The organism is Rhodanobacter sp. FW510-R10 (assembly GCF_058781105.1).
The window spans coordinates 2,027,207-2,044,691 of sequence record NZ_JBYSWL010000001.1 but is presented as its reverse complement, the minus strand read 5'-3'; the positions used below and the strand labels follow the sequence as shown (position 1 = coordinate 2,044,691).

The following is a 17,485-nucleotide window of genomic DNA, read 5'->3' as shown; positions in this document are numbered from 1 at the left end:
GCGTCTCCGGCCGATCCGGGCAATCCCTCGGCGGCCAACGCGTGTGCACCATAGCAAGGGTGCGGACAACTCGCCCTGAATCCCGCCCGCATCACGCCCGGCGCTGCCACGCCCGCCGCATCAATGCGTCGCTGACCTCCAGCACGTGCCCGCACGTGTCCGCGCCGCCACTGTCCGCCCTGCGCGCCGCGGTGTCCGCGGACACCAGGCGATGGCGGCATGTCGCCGCACAAACGGCCGTGGAATGGGCTTGGGCGGCCCTGGCGCCAGTTGGCACAGGCCTTGCCATATTTCCCGTGAACACCTCGCCACACCTTCCAAGGAGCACCGCCATGAAATTCGAAACCGTCATGTTGAACAGCCTGTTTTGCGCCTGCCTGGTGATCTGCATCTCCACGCTGGGCTCGATGGTCCTGTAAGCCGGCGGCGAACTCCGCCGCCGTGCCGCGGTCGTCATATCACTGCCACCATGTCGCCAAGCCGACGTGGTGGGCCTCCACCCGCATCAACGAGGAGGGCTCATGCCCACCAAGCCATCGTGGCAACGTGGTCCCCATCCATCCACTCGCCCGGGGATGGAAGTGTCCGTTGCATCGGGCTGCGCGGATCTGGCCCAGTTCGTAACGCGCGCACGGGAACTGCTCGAGGCCAGCGACGAACAGTACCGCCAGCAACTCGAGACCGAAGTCCTGCGGCTGGCGGTTGCACTCCATGCCGCCGGCGTATTCGAGATCCTGAACATCGCGCACCCTGCCCTGGCGACCATGGTGCGCGACCACCTCGATGAAGCCGCGACGCCCAACGTGGGCTCCTGGCATCGGCAACACTGAAGGCACGGCGGTCACCAGGGAGTCATCATCATGAGCAGCATGCGGGTCGTGGCAATCACCCGGCCGGGCGGACCCGAGGTCCTCCAGATCGGGGAACGCGAACGACCCGATCCCGGCCTGCACGAGGTGGTGATCCGGGTCCGCGCCGCCGGCGTCAACCGCTCCGATCTGTTGCAGCGCGCCGGACGCTATCCGGTGCCGGCCGACGCCTCGGACCTGCCTGGCCTGGAGGTTGCCGGCGTGGTCGAGCAAGTGGGCAGCGCCGTCACGGCGTGGCGCCCCGGCGACGCCGTGTGTGCCTTGTGCAACGGTGGCGGCTACGCCGAATACGTCGCCGCGCCGGCCGGCCAATGCCTCCCGCTCCCGCGGGGCATGGACTGGGCATCGGCCGCCGCGCTGCCGGAGGCGGCGTTCACGGTGTGGTTCAACGTCTTCCAACGTGCCGGCCTCGCGGCTGGCGAGTCACTGCTGGTGCACGGGGGTACGAGTGGCATCGGCACCCTCGCCATCCAGATGGCCAGGGCGCTCGGCGCCACGGTCTATGCCACGGCCGGAACCGCGGACAAGGCGGCTGCCTGCGAGCGCCTGGGCGCCACGCGCGGCATCGACTATCGACGCGAGGATTTCGTCGAGGTGGTCCGGGCTGCCACCGATGGGCGCGGCGTCGACGTCATCCTGGACATGGTCGGTGGCGATTATTTCCCGCGCAACCTCGAGGCGCTGGCCGAGGATGGACGCCTGTCGCAGATTGCCACGCTCGGCGGCAAGGAGGCCCCGCTGGACCTCTCGAAGATGATGCGCAAGCGCCTGACCCTGACCGCCTCGACCTTGCGTCCCCTGGATGCCGTGCGCAAGGCCGCCATCGCCGCCGAACTGCGCGCCACGGTCTGGCCGCTGATCGATGCCGGCCGGATCCGCCCCGTGATCCATGCCCAGGTTCCCCTGGAGGAAGCCGGCCGCGCGCACCAGCTCATGGAAGCCGGCGGCCACATCGGCAAGATCGTGCTCACCGTGGCAGGCTGAGCGCCGCTTTGGGAGAGTCCACAAAGGACTCCCCAAAGCGGGCGGGTGCCTACTCTTCCAGCAAGGGCTTGCGCGGCAGCATCTGCCCACGCATGGCCGCCGCGTAGACGAACGAAGCCACGATTGCCGCCGCCTGCTTCAGGTCCTCGGGCTCGGCGTGGTCCAGCGTATCGAGGTCGGTGTGGTGCACGTTGCTGGAATAGTCCAGCGGATCCTGGATGAACTGGAAGCCAGCCAGGCCCACCCGGTCGAAGGAAATGTGGTCGGTGCTGCCGGTGTTGCGCGACACCACGGTGGTGGCGCCGACGTCACGGAACGGTTCCAGCCAGGCCTGGAAGATCGGCACCACGGCGGCATTTTCCTGGGCGTAGATGCCGCGCAGGCGACCCGAGCCGTTGTCGACGTTGAAATACGCGGCCAGGCGCCCGTATTCGGGCGTGGTCTGCAAATTGCCGCTGGGCTTGCGCAGGAACTCCGGCAAGGCCTTCTGCGCCGGGTCGGTGGGCTCCGGATACTTCGCGAAATGCTTGGCCACGTACGCACGCGAGCCGATCAAACCCTGCTCCTCGCCGCTCCACAGCGCCACGCGGATGGTGCGATGCGGTTTGGCACCGACGGCTTTCAGGATGCGCATGGCTTCCATCATCACCGCGACGCCGGCACCGTTGTCCGAGGCGCCCGTGCCCGCATGCCAGGAATCCATGTGCGCGCCCAGCATCACCACTTCCTTGGCATCGCGACCGCTGCCCGGGATCTCGGCCAGGGTGTTGTAGCCCGGCTGGTTGGTTTCATCGGTGAAGCGTGCCTGGACGTCCACGCGTAATTTCACCGGCTGCTTGGCCGCGACCAGGCGCGCCAGCTCGTTGTAGCGCTCGGCCACCATCACCAGCGCCGGCACACCCACCGACTCGCCCGCCCGGCGCGAGCCACCGGCGCCGACGCGCAGGATGCCATTGTCCAGGCTGCTGATGTTGAGCGTGGCCAGGACACCCTCGGCGGCGAACAACTCATTCGTGGCCTTCGTCAGCTCCATGCGTTCGCCGTACTTTTCCAACCGCTCGGCCAGCTTCTTCCTGTCCGCATCGGTGGGCAGCGCGAAATCCTGCATGTCATCCAGGTTGGCCTCGCTGTAGCGCCGCGAATCAGGCGTGTCGCCACGCTTGTAAGGACGCACTTCGTCCAGCAGCAGGATCTTGCCGGCCAGCTTGCCCTTGTATTGGGCAAGGTCGGCCACCTTCTTGATCTTCACCGCCATCACCTCGCCCTCGACCGGGCCCTTGGTGCCGGGCGTCCAGGCCAGCGGCAACGCGCGCAGTGGTACCGGGTGCGGCCCCAGCAGCAGCACGCTGGCGTTGCTGAATTCCCAGCCCCGGCCGAAATCGTCGAAGGCCTCGTCGTGGACGTTGGCCAGGCCCCACTCGCTGAACTTGCTGCGGGTCCATTCATTGGCCTCGCGCATCTGGGGCGAGTTGGTCAGGCGCGGACCGATGCGGTCGGTCAAATGCGCGAGCGTGTCCATCACCTGCGAGCGATGGAAGGATTCCTGGCGGATCCGGTTGACCATGTCGAGGTCCACCGGCTCCTGGGCCATGGCGACGCTGCTGATTCCCAGGCATACCAGCATCAGGCACTGTTTGAACATGGAAGTCCCCACTTTGGATAGACGGCGCACTTGCCGAACGCTGCGGGAATGCCGTAGCGGATCAGTTCGGGCCACACGGGATTGGATTGGTCGGCGCCCGCCGCGGATCCCCCGCGACACGCGTGCCTGTCCGGAGTCTACCGGCTGATGCCGCGTTTGGGGAATCATCGGCGGCCAAGCCAAAGATGGCTGGCTCAGCGCAATCCCACCGTACCGTTTGCAGCCGCGGCAAGTTTCGCCGGGTCGTAGCCCACGCCGTCCTTGAAGACCAGGACGACGTGTTCGATGTCCTGGATGTTCCGGGCAGGATTGCCATTGACCAGCACCAGGTCGGCGCTCTTGCCCGCCTCGACCGAACCGGTCTCGGCATCCACGCCCAGGAACCGTGCGCCATTCAAGGTGGCGATGCGGATTGCCTGCACCGGCGCAAAGCCCGCTTCGACCAGCAACTCGACTTCGCGCTGGTCGCCGTAGCCGGCGATGACGCCGCCGTAACCGGTGGGATCCAGTCCCGCCAGCAACGTGCCGCCGGCATCGACAAAGGCGCGTTCGAAAGCCATTTCCAGCGCGAACGCCCGCGGCCAGGGCGAATCCTTCGTCGCCGCCACGCGCGCGCGCGCCTTCAGGTATTCGTCGCGCGTCTGCGGCAGCATCGCGTCGAGCACGCGCGCGTCCTGTGGCGCCCGGCCGGGCACGAAGGTCTCGAACACCGGCAACGTGGAGGTCACCGCGACACGCTTTGCCACCAGGTGCCTGATCAGCGCCTGGACCGCCGGGTCCTGCACGGTCAACGTCGCCAGGTGCGCGACGGCGGCCTTGGTGTCGGGACACACGTCCGGCTGCTTGCCGGCGGTGAATTCAGTATCCACGAACAAGCCGTGCTCGAGGTCGTCGATACCCAGGTCCGCCGCCTCGGTGAAGCCGATCGAACACAGGTGGCCGGTCACCTTGATGCCCTTGGCGTGCGCCGCGGCAAGCGCCGCCGAGAGCTCGGCACGCGTGATGTGCATGTACGCCTTGAACGAGGTCGCGCCCTCGCCGATCCAGTAGTTCACCGTGTCGCGCGCATCGGTGGCATCCGCCAGCTCGTGCATCTGCGGCGTATAGCTGCCCTTGCCTTCCAGGTAGGGCCCCGTGGTATGCATCTTCGGCCCGGGAATCAACCCGGCGTCGATCGCCTTTTTCAGCTGCAGGTCGGTATAGGGCTCGATGCTGCCGGTGGTGCGCACGGTGGTGACGCCACCGGCCAGATACAGCTTGGGGAAGCTGGAAGCCTGCTCCGGATAGAGCGCCGCCCGCGCTGCCGGATTCACCCTCGGCGCAGGATAGAACATGTGATCGTGCATGCCGACCAGGCCGGGAATCAGCGTCTGCCCGCGGCCATCGATCACCGTCGTGCCCTTGGGCAACGCCAGCCGTTGGCCGACCGCGGCAATGCGCCCATCGCGCAGCAGCACGGTCTGGTCGTCCCTCGCCGCAGCGCCAGTGCCGTCGATCACGCGCACATGCGTGATGGCGAGCACCGGCTCGGCATGTGCCACGTAGGCACGCACCTGTGCCGACAGCGTGGGCATGGCCGCATGCGGCGCGGCGGTGGCCGCCATGCCGGCAGCACCAAATACAGCCACGCATGCCACGCGCAAATAACCGCCAAGCCGATCATGCATGTCGAGTCCCCCGGGCATGGAACAAGTATGGTCCAGTTCGCCGCCGCCCGCGTGTACCATGCCGACGAGCGCGCCTGGAGAAGCCCATGTCCTACCTGATGCAATCGTTGGCGCCGGACGAAGTGATCGTTGCGACGTTCAAGCTGCACTGGTCGATGTGGGTGAGGTTCTGGGTCGTCGTCGGGCTGGGTCTCGTTGCCGTGATCGCGTTTGTCGCCGCGCACGTGCCCTGGGGAACATGGGCAGCGCTGGCCGCGGCCATCCTGACGATCCTGGCCGCCGGCTACCAATGGTTGTGGCTGCGCGGCATCGAACAAGGCGTGACCAACCGGCGCGTGGTGCGCAAGCTCGGCATCGTGTCGCGGCAGACCACCGAGTTGCGGCTGGCTTCCATCGAAACCGTCGACCTGCACCAGAGCTTCTGGGGCCGCGTGTTGGGATATGGCGACGTGCGGATCACCGGCCGCGGTGAAACGGCCATGGTCCTGGACCGCATCGCACGTCCGATCGACGTGAAACGCGAGATTGAAAGCGCCTACTCCTCCCACATCGAGGCGCATGGGCCCCGCGGCAACACCTGAGCACGGCGCACGGACCCGGCATCCACGCGCTGCCACCTCATGCCGCAGCCAAGGGCGCCCTGATCAACCTGCCGAAGCAGACCTCACCTAAAACACCAGGTCGGCGACCACGGGGAAGTGGTCGGACGGGTAGCGCGCGCCTTCGTGCGTGGTCACCGTCTGCACATCCAGCACCTTGAAGCCGCGGCTCAGGATCCAGTCGATGCGCTGATCGGGGATACCGGTGAAATCATGGAACGTTTTCCCGGGACCGGAGCGCGCCGGAGCCGCTTCCCAGGCATCGCGCAGCGACTGGGTCAGTGCGGCGTGTACCGATGTGTCCGGACTGCAATTGAAGTCCCCGGCCAGGATCACCCGGGCCGTCGCCGGCAAGCGGCCGATGCGTCCCAGGATTTCATACGCACTGAGCAGGCGCGGGCGGACATCCTCCGGCCGATACGGGAAATGCGTGTTGAAATAATGGAACTCCCCACCTCCGTCGCGCCGCCGGAACCGGGCCCAGGTGACCATGCGCGGATACGGTTGCCCCCAGGTCCGGCTGCCCGGCACCTGCGGCGTGTCGGACAGCCAGAAGTCGCCGGAGTCCAGCACCTCCAGCCGGTCCGTGCGATAGAACACGCCCATGTGCTCGCCCTTGCTGCCGCCGTCCCGGCCCTGGCCGAACCAGGCATAGCCGGGCAGATGCGCGGCGAGGTATTCGCCCTGCTCCTCGGTCAGCTCCTGCGTGCCCAGCACGTCCGGATGCGCAGCCCGGATCACCTGCACCATCAACCCACGCCGGCCGGCCCAGGCGTTCACGCCCTGGTCGACCGGCACGCGCACGTTGAACGTCATGATCCGCAGCGCTACGCCGGCCGCCGTGCCGGGACCGGCCGCAGCCACGGCCAACGCCGCGGCGATGCCCAAAACCCATTGACGCAAGCTCATCCTGCAACTCCATGCGCGAGGCAAGTGGCCAGGATGGTCCGGGCGCCCACGCCGCGCCATAGGGCCTGCCGTGCCGCGACGTCGAACTGTAGTCCCTTCACCCAAAGTTCGTGCCGCTGGCTATAGTGCACGCGCGCGTACAACGCTTCGTTGATTCCCTGGTGGCGACACGTGCACACCACCTGCGTCCCGGCGGCGATCCCAGCGACGACCACCACCATCCAGCCATCCACACTGCCACACAGGAAACGCACTTGTTCTTCCTGACCCCCAATGCCCGCCTCGCCAGCGTGCGCTATGAAATCCGCGGCGCGCTCACGCGCCGTGCCCGCGCCATGGAAGCCGCCGGGCAGCACATCATCAAGCTCGACATCGGCAATCCCGGCCGTTTCGGCTACGCCACGCCGCCGCACCTGCGCAAGGCAATTGCGGAACATCTGGGCGAAAGCGAAGCCTACGGCCACGAACAAGGCCTCGAGGTCGCGCGCGAAGCCGTCGCCGAGCAGCAGCGCGCGAATGGCGCGCGGAACGTCGCGGTCGAGCGAATCTTCATCGGCAACGGCGTCAGCGAACTGGTCGACATCTCCCTGCGTGCGCTGCTGCAGCCTGGCGACGAAGTGCTGGTCCCCACCCCCGACTATCCACTGTGGACCGCCGCCACCATCCTCAACGGCGGACAGCCGGTGCATTACGGCTGCCCGGCGGCCAACGCGCACTTGCCCGATCCGGCGGAAATCGAGGCGCTGGTCACGCCGCGAACGCGCGCCTTGGTTGTGATCAACCCCAACAATCCGACCGGCGCGGTATACCCGCGCGTCCTGTTGGAGCAGATGGTGGCAATCGCGGCACGCCATCGCCTGTTGCTGCTGGGCGATGAGATCTACGCCAACATCCTCTACGACGGCGTTCGCTTCCAGCCGCTGGCGGAGATTGCCGGCGACGTCCCGTGCCTGAGCTTCTGTGGCCTGAGCAAGTCCTATCTTGCCTGCGGCTACCGCGTCGGCTGGATGAGCCTGTCCGGCGACGTCGCCGCCAGCAAGGCTTATCGCGACGCGATGCAATTGCTGGCCGCGCTGCGCGTGTGCCCGAATGCACCGGTCCAATGGGCCATACCGGCCGCATTGCATGGCCCGCGGACGATGGACCAGCTCACCGCCCCGGGCGGACGCCTGCATGAAGCGCGGCGCATCGTGCTCGATGGCGTCGCGGCCAGTCCCTATCTCGACCTGGTCGATCCGGCTGGCGCGCTGTACGCGTTCCCGCGGATCAGCGCGGAGCGGATCGACACGTTCGACGACCAGGCGTTCGCGCTGCGGCTGCTGGAAGAAGAGCAGGTGCTGGTGGCCCCGGGCGCGAGCTTCAATGCGCCAGACCAACGGCACTTCCGCATCACCCTGCTGCCCGAGGCGCCACAATTGCGCGAAGTGTTCGTGCGCCTGGAACGCGTGCTGCAACGCATGGCTGCGGAGAGCCGGCCGGCCATTGGCCTGGCCTCGACCGCGCCGACGGCCTCGGCCTGAGCCGCCGTGGTGCACAGGCGCGCCAGGCAATACGGTGGCCCGCGCGCAGCCATGCCTTGGACGGCTTGACGGGCCTTCCAGCAAACGGACCTCGCGCGTGGCTCGACGCCTGATCCTGAACCCGCGCGATGCCGGCCAGATGACGCTTGGCAACGCACCGCTTCCGGCGCCATCATCCCGCTACGCACCCACGCAGGAGACTTCCATGCGATCCGCACGATTCTGCATCTACGCTGCCGGCCTGCTGGTCTTGCCACTCGCGCTGGCGGCCTGCGACACGGGCCCGGGACACGACAAGGTCCTGGGTTCGGTCAACATCCCCTCTGGCAGCAGCGTTTCCGACGCCAATACCGTCAATGGCGCAGTCAACGTCGCGAGCAAGGCCAAGGCGGGCGACGCCAACACCGTGAACGGCTCGATCAATATTGCCGCTGATGGCCAGGTCGGGGACGCCGAGACCGTCAACGGCAGCGTCAAGCTTGGCGAACGCGCCGTCGCCAGGAAGGCCACCACGGTCAACGGTTCGGTCACCCTGGACAAGGGCGCCACGGTCAATGGCGATGCCACCACGGTCAATGGCGAACTCCGGCTTGCCCCTGGTGCCACCGTCCATGGGTCGCTGACCAACGTCAACGGCCACATCACCGTCGATGGTGGCCACGTCGGGGCGGGCATCACCACCGCCAACGGCGACATCGATATCGCTGGCAACGCCGTGGTCGATGGCGGCATCAAGGTCACGGAGTCGAAAAGCAACGGGTTCCTCGGCATCCACTTCGGCAACGACAAGCCGCCGCGCATCGTCGTTGGCCCCGGAGCGACGGTGAACGGTCCGCTCGACTTCGAAAAGCCGGTCAAGCTGTACATCAGCGATCAGGCCCACGTGGCGGGGCCGATCACCGGTGCCCAGGCAGTGAAGTTCTCCGGCGCGACGCCGCCGGTGTCCTGACCGCACCGGTACAGCTGAAGCCGGCGTCGGCCGTGATCGGGGCTCCAGTCAAAACCCTGGCGGCCGTTCAGCGCCCACCTGCGCTGCGCGCTCGAGCGCGCCACCCACGCGGCCAAGCACGCCTTCCGCAAACAGACGGCCGATCAGGGTGACGCCATATGGCACGCGCCGCGGCGTGGTAAACGTCGGCAACGGATGCGCCGGGTCGGGCGCCCAGTCGCTGCGCGCCCGGGTTACCTCGACGAAGCCGGTACGCAGGGTGAGCGACGGCTGCCCGGTCATGTTGGCGATCACCATCATCTCGTCGCGCAGCGACGGCACCAGCAGCAGATCCACCTCGGACATCACGCGCGCCATCTCGACCGCCACCCTGCGCCGCAGGCGGTCCGCCTGCACGAAGTCCACCGCCGAAAGGAAGCGTGCCTCGCGGAACAGGTTGGGCCAGGCGTCGGGCGTCTGCATGCGCAGTTCGTCGGCGCGGCCGGACAAGGTCAGTTCCTCGAACGCGGCGGCGGCTTCGGCAAACAGCAGCAGGTTGAGCGAGTCGTAGGGCCAGTCCGGCAGGGAAACCGGTACGGGCGCCAGACCAAGCCCGCGCAGGCTGTCGAGCGCCGCGCGGTCCAGCGGGGTGGCCGGCGCCTGGTTCAGCCACGCCGGGAAATAACCCACCTTGAGTCCCTCGATCGGTTCGCTGGCGTCGTAGTCGAGCCGGCTGGGCAGGCTGGCCACATCGCCCGCATCCGGCCCGCTGATGGCGTTCAGTACCAGGAGGGTGTCCTCGACCGAGCGGGTGATCGGGCCCAGCTTGTCCATGCTCCAGCACAGGGTCATGGCGCCGGTCCGCGGCACGCGGCTGAAGGTCGGACGCAGGCCGATGGTGCCGCAGCGCATGCACGGTCCGATGATGCTGCCCTGGGTTTCGCTGCCGATCGCAAAACCCACCAACCCCGCTGCCGTGGCGGCGGCCGGGCCGGCGCTGGAACCGCCGGAGCCCTCCTCCAGCAACCATGGGTTCATGGTCTGGCCGCCAAACCAGACGTCGTTGAGCGCCAGCGCGCCCATGCTCAGCTTGGCCACCAGCACGGCGCCGGCCGCGTCGAGGCGACGGACCACGGTGGCGTCGGCATGGGGCACGCGGTGGCGGAACGGTTCGGCACCGAAGGTGGTAGCGATGCCGGCCGTGTCGAGCAGATCCTTCGCACCCCACGGGATGCCGTGCAGCGGGCCGCGATAGTGGCCGCTGGCGATCTCGCGATCGGCCTGCCCGGCCTGCTGCAGGGCGTGCGCCTCGCACAGGGTGATCACGCAACGCAGCTTGGGATCCAGGCGCTTGATGCGCGCGATATAGATGTTGGCCAGGCGCATCGCGCTGAGTTGGCGCGTGCGTATCCATTGACCCAGTTGGGCGACGCTGGCATAGGCAATGTCCTCGTCGCGCGCCGGCAGCGGCGCGGGCTGCACCGGCGCGGGCACGAAGCGGTCGCGCGTGGGCCCGGCACCATGTCCGCCCAGGACCGGATTCCACACCGTGGCCGGGGCCAGGTCGTCGGCCAGGGCCACCTTGTTCGGACCGGTGCGGCGTTCGAGCAGGCCGGCCATCGAGGTGGGCCAGCTGGCCGCGGCCATGCTGCGCTGGGCGCCGGTCAACACGACCTGCTCGAGCTTCTCCGCCTCGGCAAAGGTTGCGGCGGACAACCTCGGGCCGACCGCCGGCGCAGTGTTGAACGCGCCGGGTGATCCGGGCGGCGGCGTCGGGGTCTGGCCGGTTTGCGCTGCCGCGCGGGATGCCAGCATGGCGCCGAAGACACCAAGCGGAGCCTGGGTGAGAAATTCGCGACGTGTAGTCATTGGTCCCCTCCAAACGCGCGCCGAGCATGCGCCCACGCAGCGGGCGATACCAGCGGCAAATCCGCTGCCGCCCTTGACGGCCCTTTCCATGTCCCCGGGAGGAGTACGCTGCGCCAAGCATCCGCCCACCCGGCCCGACCAGGACAAATGGTTGGCACGCCGGCCGAGACAGGGCCTCCAGACACTGGCGCGCCCGGCTTGCCGACCGGCGTGGCTGGTTACCATGACGACTGGCCTGGGAGGATTGCCAGCTGTGTCGCACTACGCCGGGCCCCTGCTCACCCGCCCGACCGCCGCAGCGTTGCTTGCCGCGCATGCCGCGGGCGCCGACGTGTGGACCGGTTCACTGGATTTGGGCCGCTCGACCGGCGGCGCACGGCTGCACAACGACGCCTGGCATTGGCGCGGTGAGCGCTACCCCTACCCGGCATCTCTCAAGGATCGCAGCATCCACTACTGGGACGGCGGGGCCTTTGCGCCGGCCGCGCGCTTTTCCGGCTCACTGATCAAGCTGGTGCCGACGGATTGGGGCGTACCGACGTTCGAGATCGACGGCATCAAGATGCTGCCGACGGCCAAGACCTCGCCACTCGACGACGCCCGGCGCAAGGTGGCGCTGGTCGAGCCGGCCGGCAAAACCGTGCTGGACACCTGCGGCGGCCTCGGCTATTTCGCCGCCTGCTGCCTGGAGGCAGGCGCCGCCCACATCCATTCCTTCGAGAAGAACGCCGACGTGCTGTGGCTGCGCACGCTGAATCCGTGGTCGCCCGATCCTGACCTGCCGGGGAATGCCGGCCGTCTGCAACTCCGTCATGCGGACGTGACCGCCGCCATCGCCGGGCTCGCCGACGCGTCGATCGACGCACTGCTGCACGACCCGCCACGCTTCGGCATCGCCGGCGAGCTGTACTCACTGACGTTCTACCAGCAACTTGCACGCGTGCTGCGTCCCGGCGGCCGCCTGTTCCACTACACCGGCAGCCCGAACAAGCTCAGCCGCGGCCGCGACCTGCCGCGCGAAGTGGCGCGACGCCTGCAACAGGCAGGCTTTGCGGCCGAGCCCAAATTGGACGGCATACTCGCCGTGCGCCGCTGAGGATCGTTGGTCGTCATTCCCGCGCACGCGGGAATCCAGCGTGTCCAGAAATCAACCAGCTTCGACAAGGGCTCTGGATTCCCGCTTGCGCGCACTGCTGTCCGGAACGTTTCGGAAACGCACTCACCACACCACTCCGTCGTCATTCCCGCGAAAGCGGGAATCCAGTGCTTTGGCTGTCACGGGCACCTAAAGGCACTGGATCCCCGCTTTCGCGGGGATGACGGTGGAGGGTGAGGTCCCGGCAAGGTGGCAGGGTGAGCCGGTATTTTTTGAGTCGACGTTGCGCGCGACAGGCGCCCAGTCTTGCACCGCAACGCCTCCGGCGTCGAGGCACGAATTTATTCCGGACAGCAGTGCGCTTGCGCGGGAATGACGGCTTAATAAAGGCACTGGATTCCCGCTTTCGCGGGAATGACGATCTGGATTCCCGCTTGCGCGGGAATGACGATCGGAAATGCCAGCGTCAACCCGCCGCGTCCTCCGCGGCCACGAAGCCACCGGTCTGGCGCCGCCACAGGCGCGCATACAGGCCATCGCGCGCGATCAGCTCGGCGTGCGTGCCGGATTCCACGATGCGGCCCTTGTCCAGCACCACCAGGCGATCCATGCGCGCGATCGTCGAGAGCCGGTGCGCGATGGCAATCACGGTCTTGCCCTGCATCAGCACGTCCAGGCTGTCCTGGATCGCCGCCTCGGCTTCGGAATCGAGCGCGCTGGTGGCCTCGTCCAGCACCAGGATCGGCGCGTCCTTGAGCAGCACCCGGGCAATCGCGATGCGCTGGCGCTGGCCGCCGCTGAGTTTCACCCCGCGCTCGCCGACCAGGGCGTCGTAGCCCGTGCGGCCCTCGCCATCGACCAGGGTGCCGACGAACTCATCGGCGCGCGCCTTGCGCACTGCCTCGGCAACCTGCGCCGCGCTGGCGTCGGGACGGCCATACAGGATGTTGTCGCGGATCGAGCGATGCAGCAGGGACGTGTCCTGGGTCACCACGCCAATCTGCGAGCGCAGGCTTTCCTGGGTCACCTGGGCGATGTCCTGGCCGTCGACCAGGATGCGCCCGGACTCCAGGTCGTACAGCCGCAACAGCACATTGACCAAGGTGGACTTGCCCGCGCCCGACGGGCCGACCAGGCCGATCTTCTCCCCCGCGCGCACGGCCAGGTCGAGCCCGGCAATCACCCCGCCGTGCTTGCCGTAGTGGAAGTGGATGCGCTCGAATTGCACGGCACCGTTGGTCACTTCCAGCGGCATCGCGCCCTCTCGATCCTGCACCGTGCGTGGCTGAGCGATGGTGGTGATGCCGTCCTGCACCGTGCCGACATCCTCGAAGATGCCGTTGACCACCCACATGATCCAGCCGGACATGTTGTTGATGCGGACCACCAGCCCCGTGGACAGCGCGATCGCGCCCACCGTCACCCGACCCTCGTTCCACAACCACAGCGCCAGGCCCGAGGTGATCACGATCAGGAAGCCGTTGAGCACCATGATGCTCACGTCCATCGCCGTGGTGATGCGCGTCATGCGTGCCAGCTTGCTGGTCTGCTCGGCCATCGCCTCGGCTACATAGCCTTCCTCGCGGCGGGTGTGCGCAAACAGCTTCAACGTGAGCACGTTGCTGTAGCCGTCGACGATGCGACCCATCAGCTTGGAGCGCGCCGCCGAGGCCTGCCACGAACGCTGCTTGAGCCTGGGCACGAAGAACCACAGCAGGCCGACGTACAGGAACACCCATACGAACAGCGGCAGCGCCAGCCACACGTCGGCCCGCGCAAACAAGGCGATGGCGCTGCCGGTGTAGATGACGACGTACCAGATCGCATCGACGATCTGCACCGCCGAGGAGCGCAGCGAGGCGCCAGTCTGCATGATGCGGTTCGCGATGCGGCCGGCGTAGTCGTTCTGGAAGAAGCCCAGGCTCTGGCGGATCACGTAGCGGTGGTTCTGCCAGCGGATGCGGTTGGTCAGGTTGGGCACGATGGACTGGTTGACCAGCAGGTCATGCAGGCCGTTGAACAGCGGCCGCGCGACCAGCGCGACCAGTGCCATGCCCAGCAGCTCCCAGCCGTGCACGCGAAAGAAATCCGCCGCCGGCAGGCCCTTGGCCAGGTCCACGATGCGGCCGATGAAGCCGAACAGCGCCACCTCGATGATCGCGACGATGAAGCCGACCACCATCGCCGCCAGGAACACCGGCCAGACCTGGCGCAGGTAGAACGCGTAGAAACGCCAGGTCGACTGCGGCGGCATGCCGTCGACCGGTTCCCTGAACGCATCGATGAGTGACTCGAACCAGCGGAAGATCATGGCATCGTGGCGGCGAAGCGGGCCGCCAGCGTGATGGGCGGGCCGCAGGTTGGCAAGAGAAACCGATCGGTGCCGAACCTCGATACCTGGTGGTTGAACCGGCTCTGGCCCGTCATTCCTGCGAGTGGAGGAATGGCGACCAACATCAGCCGGATTGCTTGTGTCCAAAGGTCGTAGTAACGTTACTACATTGTCTGGGAGAGAGGTTTCCCGATGACCACGACGACACTCTCGAGCCGCGAACTCAATCAGGACATCGGCCGTGCCAAGCGTGCGGCGCTGGAGGGGCCGGTGTTCATCACCGATCGCGGCAGGCCCGCCCATGTGCTGCTCAGCATCGAGCAATACCGGCGTCTGACCGGCGGCCGGCGCAATCTGCTCGACGCACTGAGCATGCCTGGCATGGCGGACATCGATTTCGACCCACCCAAGTTGGACATCAAGCTGCGCATCCCTGATTTCGGCGATTGACCGGGCGGCAAGCCATGTATCTGTTGGATACCAATGTCGTGTCCGAGCTGCACAAAGCCATTCGTGGCAAGGGTGATCCCCGTGTCACGGCCTGGTTGGCACAGATGGACATAGCCGTTTGCTTCTTGTCTGCGGTGACCATGATGGAACTGGAAATCGGCGTACTGCGCATGGAACGACGCGACGCCAGCCAAGGCGCGCTGCTGCGTGCGTGGCTGGATCAGCGCGTGACGCTGGAGTTCTCCGGGCGTGTGCTGCCGGTGGACGAGGCGGTGGCAAGGCGATGTGCGCGCCTGCACGTGCCCGATCCGCGCCCTGAACGCGACGCGCTGATTGCCGCCACCGCGCTGGTCCATGGCCTGACGGTGGTGACACGCAATCTGTCCGACTTTGCGCCGACTGGCGTATCGCTGTTCAATCCATGGCAACCGTGGACCGTGCAGGAAGCGACGGGCCACTACGTTGTCGATGGCTGACTTGTCACGGAAATCGCATCGAAATCGCGGCAGGTCGCCACCTGTCACGGTCGTTCACGGATTGCTGCGTGAACATTTGCGGATGACTGCCGTCATGCACCTTGGGGGAAACTGACATGAACATGCGCCTGCGCCTTGCCTGCCTGCTGCTCGGCCTGTGTCCGCTGCTTGCCGCTGCGGCGCCAACACCTGCGGAACCCAGCTACGACCTCATCATCCGCAACGGCCACATCATCGACGGCACGGGTTCGCCGTGGTATGCGGCGGACCTGGCAATCAAGGACGGCCACATCGCGGCGATCGGCCAGCTGGCCGGCGCCCATGCCACACGCAGCATCGATGCGCACGGCATGGTGGTGGCGCCTGGCTTCATCGACATGCTGGGGCAATCGGAGACTTCCGTGCTGGTCGACCCGCGGCTGCCCTCGAAGATCTACCAGGGCATCACCACCGAGATCACCGGCGAGGGCGAGTCCATCGCGCCAATCAACGATGCCATCCTGAAGGCCAGGCAGCCCGGGCTCGACCACTACCACCTCAAGGCCGACTGGCGCACCTTGGACGGCTATTTCGCGCGCCTGCGCAAGCAGGGCATCGGCATCAACATGGGCACCTACATCGGCGCCACCACGGTGCGCGAGATGGTCCTGGGCTACGGCGACCGCACTCCGAACGCGGACGAGCTGAAACGCATGCAGGCACTCGTTGCCGATGGCATGCGCCAGGGTGCGATGGGGCTGTCGACCGCGCTGCAATATGCGCCGGCGCCTTACGCCAAGACCGATGAACTGGTCGCGCTGGCGAGCACCGCCGCGCAATTCGGCGGCATCTACGCCACCCACATGCGCAGCGAGGGCAAGGCCGAAAATGCCGCGCTGGATGAAACCTTCCGCATCGGCCGCGAGGCGCACATCCCGGTGGAAATCTTCCACCTCAAGGCCTCCGGCAAGTCCAGCTGGGGCACGATGCCGAAGATCGTCGCGCGCATCGAGGCGGCGCGTGCATCCGGCATCGATGTGGCCGCCGACACCTACGCCTATACCGCCTGGCAGAACTCGTTCTCGGCAATCATTCCCCCGTGGGCCCACGATGGCGGCGACGCCAAGTTGCTCGGACGCCTGAAGGACCCGGCCACGCGTGCCCGCATCCGCAAGGACATGACCACGCCCGATGCGAGCTGGGACAACGAATGGCTGGAGATCAACGGGCCGCACGACATCCTGATCAGCGTGGTCGTCAACCCGCAGCTGGCCAAGTACCAGGGCATGCGCATCGACGAGATCGCCAAGGAATGGCATGAAGACCCGATCGACACGATCATGGACTTCCTGCTCAAGGACCGCGCCGCCACCTCGGTGGTGATCTTCGGCATGGACGAGCACGACGTGGCGCTGGCGCTCGAGCAGCCGTGGGTGTCGATCGACAACGACTATGCCGGCACCTCACCCGAGGGCATCCTGGGCAAGGATCATCCCCACCCGCGCGCCTACGGCACGTTCCCGCGCATCCTGGCCAAGTTCGTGCGTACTGGAAAATTGCTCACGCTGCCAGATGCGATCCGCAAGTTCAGCGCGCTGCCGGCGCAACGCATGCATCTCAACGACCGTGGCGTGCTCAAGCAGGGCATGTGGGCCGACGTCGTGGTGTTCGACCCTGAAACCATCCACGATGTCGCCACCTACGAAAAACCGAACCAGCTCTCGATCGGCATGCGCTATGTGCTGGTCAACGGCGTCCCGGTCATCGACGAGGGCAAGATGACCGGCAAGCTGCCGGGCCAGGTGCTGCTGGGGCCGGGCTACGCAGGAAACTGAGGTAACGCTGATCAACGGCACTTTTGCTTGTCATTCCCGCGGAGGCGCACTGCTGTCCGGAACGTTTTTGGGACCGCCTTGGCCTCGTCCACGGCATCGCGCCAGGACGCCGAAACCACCCCGGCGTCATTCCCGCGAGGCGCTTTTCAACGGCCGAAGGGCCGGTCAAGCGGGAATCCAGTGCTTTTGGCCCTTACTGGTCGCCTGAAAGCACTGGATCCCCGCCTTCGCGCACTGCTGTCTGGAACGTTTTCGGAACCGCTTTTGCTTCATCTACGGTATCGTGCCAGGACGCCGAAACCCTACCTGGCGTCATTCCCGCGAAAGCGG

Annotated in this window: 15 protein-coding genes; 9 read left to right on the top strand and 6 right to left on the bottom strand. The window is 66.9% G+C overall.

Annotation, left to right across the window (positions count from 1 at the left end):
• Positions 1–91 precede the first annotated feature (91 nt).
• Positions 92–397, bottom strand: a complete 306-nt coding sequence (locus AC3WJB_RS08845; RefSeq protein WP_492680700.1) for a hypothetical protein — start codon at positions 395–397, stop codon at positions 92–94.
• 184 nt (positions 398–581) lie between these two features.
• On the opposite strand from AC3WJB_RS08845, the gene AC3WJB_RS08840 reads away from it, so the two are divergent.
• On the top strand, positions 582–830 hold the full coding sequence (locus tag AC3WJB_RS08840) for a hypothetical protein (protein ID WP_492680698.1): 249 nt from the start codon (positions 582–584) through the stop codon (positions 828–830).
• Positions 831–860: 30 nt separating this feature from the next.
• Complete coding sequence (locus tag AC3WJB_RS08835) at positions 861–1,853, top strand: NAD(P)H-quinone oxidoreductase (RefSeq protein ID WP_492680696.1); 993 nt, start codon at positions 861–863, stop codon at positions 1,851–1,853.
• A gap of 49 nt (positions 1,854–1,902) precedes the next feature.
• Here AC3WJB_RS08835 and AC3WJB_RS08830 read toward each other — a convergent pair whose 3' ends face one another.
• A complete protein-coding gene (locus AC3WJB_RS08830) occupies positions 1,903–3,495 on the bottom strand; it encodes a M20/M25/M40 family metallo-hydrolase (protein WP_492680694.1) in 1,593 nt (530 codons plus the stop codon).
• 194 nt (positions 3,496–3,689) lie between these two features.
• Positions 3,690–5,162 (bottom strand): amidohydrolase family protein, encoded by a 1,473-nt coding sequence (locus tag AC3WJB_RS08825; RefSeq protein ID WP_492680692.1) that lies wholly within the window; start codon positions 5,160–5,162, stop codon positions 3,690–3,692.
• Positions 5,163–5,248: 86 nt separating this feature from the next.
• Here AC3WJB_RS08825 and AC3WJB_RS08820 point away from each other — a divergent pair, with 86 nt between their 5' ends.
• A complete protein-coding gene (locus AC3WJB_RS08820; RefSeq protein ID WP_492680690.1) occupies positions 5,249–5,743 on the top strand; it encodes a PH domain-containing protein in 495 nt (164 codons plus the stop codon).
• Between the two features lie 87 nt (positions 5,744–5,830).
• On the opposite strand, the gene AC3WJB_RS08815 is transcribed toward AC3WJB_RS08820, so the two are convergent.
• Positions 5,831–6,670, bottom strand: coding sequence for an endonuclease/exonuclease/phosphatase family protein (locus tag AC3WJB_RS08815; protein WP_492680688.1), 840 nt, complete (start codon positions 6,668–6,670; stop codon positions 5,831–5,833).
• 263 nt (positions 6,671–6,933) lie between these two features.
• Here AC3WJB_RS08815 and AC3WJB_RS08810 point away from each other — a divergent pair, with 263 nt between their 5' ends.
• Together AC3WJB_RS08810 and AC3WJB_RS08805 are read left to right on the top strand one after the other, a co-directional pair.
• Complete coding sequence (locus tag AC3WJB_RS08810) at positions 6,934–8,190, top strand: aminotransferase class I/II-fold pyridoxal phosphate-dependent enzyme (RefSeq protein ID WP_492683146.1); 1,257 nt, start codon at positions 6,934–6,936, stop codon at positions 8,188–8,190.
• A gap of 205 nt (positions 8,191–8,395) precedes the next feature.
• On the top strand, positions 8,396–9,139 hold the full coding sequence (locus AC3WJB_RS08805; protein ID WP_492680686.1) for a DUF4097 family beta strand repeat-containing protein: 744 nt from the start codon (positions 8,396–8,398) through the stop codon (positions 9,137–9,139).
• A 48-nt stretch (positions 9,140–9,187) separates the two neighbouring features.
• Here AC3WJB_RS08805 and AC3WJB_RS08800 read toward each other — a convergent pair whose 3' ends face one another.
• Positions 9,188–10,987, bottom strand: a complete 1,800-nt coding sequence (locus AC3WJB_RS08800; protein ID WP_492680684.1) for an amidase — start codon at positions 10,985–10,987, stop codon at positions 9,188–9,190.
• 253 nt (positions 10,988–11,240) lie between these two features.
• On the opposite strand from AC3WJB_RS08800, the gene AC3WJB_RS08795 reads away from it, so the two are divergent.
• Complete coding sequence (locus AC3WJB_RS08795) at positions 11,241–12,083, top strand: class I SAM-dependent methyltransferase (protein ID WP_492680682.1); 843 nt, start codon at positions 11,241–11,243, stop codon at positions 12,081–12,083.
• Positions 12,084–12,549: 466 nt separating this feature from the next.
• Here the strand turns inward: AC3WJB_RS08795 and AC3WJB_RS08790 are convergent, their stop codons facing one another.
• Positions 12,550–14,391, bottom strand: coding sequence for an ABC transporter ATP-binding protein (locus AC3WJB_RS08790; RefSeq protein ID WP_492683144.1), 1,842 nt, complete (start codon positions 14,389–14,391; stop codon positions 12,550–12,552).
• A gap of 216 nt (positions 14,392–14,607) precedes the next feature.
• Here AC3WJB_RS08790 and AC3WJB_RS08785 point away from each other — a divergent pair, with 216 nt between their 5' ends.
• From AC3WJB_RS08785 to AC3WJB_RS08775, 3 genes are all read left to right on the top strand, one after another.
• Positions 14,608–14,865, top strand: coding sequence for a type II toxin-antitoxin system Phd/YefM family antitoxin (locus AC3WJB_RS08785; RefSeq protein ID WP_492680680.1), 258 nt, complete (start codon positions 14,608–14,610; stop codon positions 14,863–14,865).
• Between the two features lie 14 nt (positions 14,866–14,879).
• Positions 14,880–15,341 (top strand): type II toxin-antitoxin system VapC family toxin, encoded by a 462-nt coding sequence (locus AC3WJB_RS08780; RefSeq protein ID WP_492680678.1) that lies wholly within the window; start codon positions 14,880–14,882, stop codon positions 15,339–15,341.
• 116 nt (positions 15,342–15,457) lie between these two features.
• The gene (locus AC3WJB_RS08775) at positions 15,458–17,155 is read left to right on the top strand and encodes an N-acyl-D-amino-acid deacylase family protein (protein WP_492680676.1); all 1,698 of its coding nucleotides are present in this window, start codon (positions 15,458–15,460) and stop codon (positions 17,153–17,155) included.
• The last annotated feature ends 330 nt before the right edge of the window (positions 17,156–17,485 follow it).